1 rRNA gene is annotated in these 333 nt (G+C 45.6%); it reads right to left on the reverse strand.

The annotated features are described in order from the left end of the window. Window positions 1-333, reverse strand: a 16S ribosomal RNA gene (locus ACTHSL_RS13300); the annotation flags it as partial.

A 333-nucleotide genomic window follows, 5' to 3' on the forward strand; every position in this document is an offset into this window, starting at 1 on the left:
GACTACTAGGGTATCTAATCCTGGTTGCTCCCCTAGCTTTCGTTCTTAAGTGTCAGTTTGTGGCCCAGTAGACTGCTTTCGCCATTGGAGTTCTTACCGATATCTGCACATTTCACCGTTACACCGGTAATTCCGTCTACCTCTACCAAACTCTAGTCTAGAAGTTTCAATTGCCGGTCCAAGGTTAAGCCTTAGTTTTTAACAATTGACTTTCTAAACCACCTGTTCAAACGCTTTACGCCCAATCATTCCGGATAACGCTTGCATCTCCCGTATTACCGCGGCTGCTGGCACGGAATTTGCCGATGCTTATTCCTTAAGTACCTTCTTGGA

This window comes from Neisseria sp. P0008.S010 (assembly GCF_051962715.1).
Lineage (GTDB): Bacteria > Pseudomonadota > Gammaproteobacteria > Burkholderiales > Neisseriaceae > Neisseria > Neisseria elongata.